Origin of the sequence: Niameybacter sp., assembly GCF_036655075.1 — a bacterium.
Classification (GTDB): Bacteria; Bacillota; Clostridia; order Lachnospirales; family Cellulosilyticaceae; genus Holtiella.
Window position 1 is genome coordinate 17227 of the sequence record NZ_JAVVQU010000044.1, and the last position, 4559, is coordinate 21785.

The 4559-nt window shown below is 34.9% G+C and carries 4 protein-coding genes; 2 read left to right on the plus strand and 2 right to left on the minus strand.

Features of this window, described 5'->3' with window-relative positions; all coding sequences use genetic code 11:
- Both RRY75_RS11395 and RRY75_RS11400 read left to right on the plus strand, forming a co-directional pair.
- The coding region (locus tag RRY75_RS11395; protein WP_332528753.1) for an ABC transporter ATP-binding protein at window positions 1-622 on the plus strand (622 nt) is incomplete at its 5' end.
- Window positions 612-2609 carry an ABC transporter permease gene (locus tag RRY75_RS11400; protein WP_332716797.1) on the plus strand — a complete coding sequence of 666 codons (1998 nt, stop codon included), beginning with the start codon at window positions 612-614 and terminating at the stop codon, window positions 2607-2609. The genes RRY75_RS11395 and RRY75_RS11400, both read left to right, overlap by 11 nt.
- 80 nt (window positions 2610-2689) lie before the next feature.
- Here RRY75_RS11400 and RRY75_RS11405 read toward each other — a convergent pair whose 3' ends face one another.
- A complete protein-coding gene (locus RRY75_RS11405) occupies window positions 2690-3355 on the minus strand; it encodes a response regulator transcription factor (RefSeq protein ID WP_332491353.1) in 666 nt (221 codons plus the stop codon).
- Between the two features lie 346 nt (window positions 3356-3701).
- The coding region (locus RRY75_RS11410; RefSeq protein WP_332716800.1) for an AraC family transcriptional regulator at window positions 3702-4559 on the minus strand (858 nt) is incomplete at its 5' end.

The following is a 4559-nucleotide window of genomic DNA, read 5'->3' on the forward strand; positions in this document are numbered from 1 at the left end:
CCTTCTTAACTGCATCTCTACTATCGATACTGTTACAAGTGGTCACATTGTCATAGACGGCAATGATATCACCTCACTCTCTCAAAAAAAATTAGCTGAGTTTCGTCGCAGTCATTTAGGCTTTATCTTCCAAGACTTTAACTTGCTAGATACTTTGACTTCCTTTGAAAACATTGCGCTAGCCCTTTCTATTCAAAAGGTTAGTCCAAAAGAATTAGAGTCACGCATCCATACACTCGCTGATCAATTAGGAATTACAGACATTTTATCTAAATACCCTTATCAACTTTCAGGCGGTCAGAAACAACGTGTCGCTTGCGCTCGTGCTATTGTTACAAACCCTTCTCTAGTTCTTGCTGATGAGCCTACAGGTGCACTTGACTCTAAAGCTTCTCGCATGCTTCTTGAGAGCTTAGAATTTTTAAACATACACCTTGATGCTACGATTATGATGGTTACTCATGATGCATTTACTGCCAGTTATGCCAATCGCATCTTATTTATTAAAGACGGAAAAATTTTCACTGAACTTCTACGTGGAAGTGATACACGAAAAATCTTCTTTAATCGTATTATAGAAGTTGTAACACTTCTCGGAGGTGATACACATAATGTTCTTTAAGCTTTCTCTTCTCAATGCCAAGCGCAGCTTCAAAGACTATATGATTTATTTCTTAACTCTGACTTTTGGGATATGCATTTTCTATATGTTTAATGCATTAGATGCACAACAAGCGATGCTAGAGATTACATCATCCCAACTGGAAATTATAAAAATGCTCGCGCGCGTTATGGACTTAGTCTCTCTATTTGTAGCTTTTATTCTAGGTTTCTTAATGATCTATGCCAATCACTTTTTAATCCGCAGACGCAAGAAAGAACTGGGTCTCTACTTAACTCTCGGCATGGACCGTAATACACTCAATCTACTTCTTGTACTAGAGTCTTTTGCCATTGCTATTTTTGCCCTCATAAGTGGGCTCTTACTAGGAACCTTTTTGTCTCAAGCTCTTTCTCTTGTAACAGCACAACTCTTTGCAGTAGACTTAAAGTCTTTTACTTTTGTATTTTCAATAAAGGCTGCTATCTGGACAATATTCTTTTTTACCGTATTGTTTATAGTTGTTATCCTTTGCAACGCTATAAGTATCTCAAAATACAAACTTATTGACCTTCTTTATGGAGAGAAGAAAAATAAAACTTTAAAACAGCCTAAGTTCTTTGTCACTTGTATTTTATTCATATTTTCCCTAGTCATTATAGTACTTGCCTATATGCTTGCAAAAAGAAATGGTTTACAAAGCTTTGATTATATTTTAGTAAGCGCTATTATCCTTGGCTGCCTTGGAACTTACCTTTTCTTCTTCTCTCTAGCTAGTATTGCTACTAGGTTATGTATGACTTATAAGTCGTTCTACTATAACAATATCAACCTATTTATTGTAAAGCAGGTTATGAGTAAAATTCGCACACACCACATTTCCATGAGTGTCATTTGCCTTATGCTTTTCTTCACTATTGGCATCCTCTCTACAGGATTAAGTATGAGCAAAACGCTTACTTCTAATTTAGCAGCTACCACCCCTTATGATGCGACCTTTTACTCTTGGGGCGATGATGAAACTTCTCTTACAAAGCGGCTCTCATTACATGGTTTTCCACTATCAACACTTGCTATGGATTCCTTAGAGTTTAACCTTTATGAGACCCCTCTGCATTACAGTAATCTCTTTGACTCAGAGACTATGTCTTCTAAGAGTAATCGTTATGATTTCCGCGCAGATATCAATATCCAGGCCATCAAACTATCTGATTTTAATCATGCACTTACCCTACAAGGTGCTAGCCCTATTACTTTAGATCCAAACGAATATGCCATCTCTAGTAATATAGATAGCCTTATTCCTTTAATCAAAGATGCACTTGAAAAGCAAACGCCACTAGCCTTAGGAAATAAAAGTCTCCTTCCAAAGTACCAAGGGCCACTCACTTATTCGTATGAGACTACGACTTATGGTAGTAATGCTTTGACTTTAATCGTAAGGGACGACTTACTTTTAGATTATCCTATTAGTAATACTTATTTAAATATCAATTACTTCGAAGACAAAGAAGCCTCCGAAGCACTTTTTACCCAAGCAGTCAAAGACATGAAAAGTGGTACACAAAACTTTTTTAGACCTTTTGAAACCAAAATTAATGTTTATGAGTCTTCGTTAGGTATGTCTACAATGCTGACCTATATCGGTATTTATATTGGCTTTGTATTTCTTATTGCCAGTGCTGCCATTCTAGCACTACAACAACTCTTAGAAGTTACTGACCATACAGCACATTACGAGATTTTGAGAAAGCTCGGTGTGCCTCATAATACACTTCAGCATTCTTTATGGGTGCAGATAGCTCTTTACTTCTTTGCGCCACTTAGCCTAGCTCTTGTCCATTCTATAGTAGGAATTAGTATCACCAATAACGTAGTTGCTCAGTTTGGCAACTTATCTTTAGGGTTTACAAGCTTTATCACAACGCTCTTCCTACTTTTTATATATGGGGGTTACTTTATAGTTACTTACCTTACAGCAAAAAATCTCATTTTACACAATAAATAAATAAATAAATGAGTTGAAATAAAGATGCATCGATTAACTACACTCAGTTAATCAATGCCTCTTTTTCTAATCTAATTTATTTATTCAATAAAATAGCCCTGCCCTCGCTTAGTCTGAATCACATTTTCTATACCAATGCTTTCAAACTTTTTGCGCAATCTATTAATATTTACAGTAAGTGTATTATCATCTACAAACCATTCACTATCCCATAAGTAGTTCATTAAATCTTCCCTGGAAACAATACATCCTTTTTCTTTTGTCAAGCAAGCTAAAATCTTCATTTCATTTTTAGTCAGCTCGACTTCTTCTCCTTCATGACTTAAAATCCCCTTTGAAAAATTAATCTTGAAGTTACTCAACTGCATCACCTCTTGATACCCCGCATAAGTTCTTTTCAAAAGCACACTTATTCGGGCTAATAAGATTTGAGTGTTATAAGGTTTTGTTACAAAATCATCTGCGCCTAAGTTCATACTCATCAATTCGTCCATATCACTATCTCTACTTGTCACGATAATAATCGGTGTACTCCACTCTTGTCTAATCTCTTTACAAATGTAATAGCCATCATATACAGGTAGATTGATATCTAATAAAATAAGGTGTGCCTCTTCTTCTCTAATTACCTCTAAAACATGCTCAAAGTCTTCAACAACTGCAACCTCGTAACCATAACGTTTTAAAAGTTCCCCTAACTCTTTACGAATTTTTTCTTGGTCTTCTATAATTAATATTTTGTACATGCTGCCTCCTGCTCCTATGTAAATGTATCACTTGTACAGATTGATATATAGTGTACCATAAGTCCTAATCTTTATCCTCAGATAAATATGCGTATTCATCCCCTGTCATACAATAGCATAAGGTTCTTTTTTTCTTTTCATTTGATGTAGTCCAATACTTCCACATCATCCAATGTCCATCCTCTTAATATAAGCCGTTTAGTTTCTAATGTATGCATAAAGTATCTCCCCTAACTTATTTTCTATTCTACACTTCCATCTCTATCAAATCCTATATGTACGTTAATACGCTTACACAATCCTAATCTATTTCATCTTAGAAAATTGCTGAGATTATTACTATTACCTACCTCTGCTTAATATATTTTGCCGGACTACTACCATATCTCCCCTTAAAAACACGATAAAAATTAGATAAGGAACTAAATCCACATTGACTTGCCACTTCTTGAATAGATAAATCTGTACTTTCCATAAGCTCTATGGCCATGGCTATTTTCAAAGCATTAGTATACTCTACAAAGCTTGCTCCATACTGTTTTTTAAAAGAAGCTGAAAAATAATTAGGATGCATATACACTTCTTTTGATACGTCTTCTAACGTAATATTAAGATGAAAGTGAGTTTTTATATATTGCACAGCTGTTTCTAACTGTACATTAGGTACATTTTTACGTACAGTTTCCTTTTTATACTTTTTCATGCTTACACGCATACTGCAGATGAAAAAAGACAAAAGCAGATGTTTAATACTCTCTCTATATCCTGACTGCTTATTCTCAAATTCTTGATACATCATTTCTAACAGCTTACAACTTTGCCTAGCTTCTTCTCCATGTAAGTCTAATACAGTAAGTAACTGCAAATAATCTTTAATAAGTTGTGATTCCCGCTGAGCAAGTTCACTCTCTAAAAAAAGTCTATGATAAAAAGTAAACGTTTTTTGTATAGGTGGATTATCCGAGTTAGCCTTCCATGCATGAGGAACTAAGCTGTTAAATACAATTACAGAACCTGCTTGCACTTTTATTGCCCTTCCTTCTGCAAAATACCATCCTTCCCCAGATAAGATCATAGAGATTTCAAATCCATTATGACTATGATAAAAGAGTCGATCTATCTCTCGATCACAATCTTGATATATTTTATACTTCATAATTTCTTTTAACATCATTTTTGATGCGCTATCTTGATTCTGAGTGAT

What these genes read in the sequence shown, in the direction of transcription:
- RRY75_RS11405 (WP_332491353.1), bottom strand. Translation starts at nt 3,355, where the DNA reads ATGTACAAAATATTAATTATAGAAGACCAAGAAAAAATTCGTAAAGAG.
- RRY75_RS11400 (WP_332716797.1), top strand. Translation starts at nt 612, where the DNA reads ATGTTCTTTAAGCTTTCTCTTCTCAATGCCAAGCGCAGCTTCAAAGAC.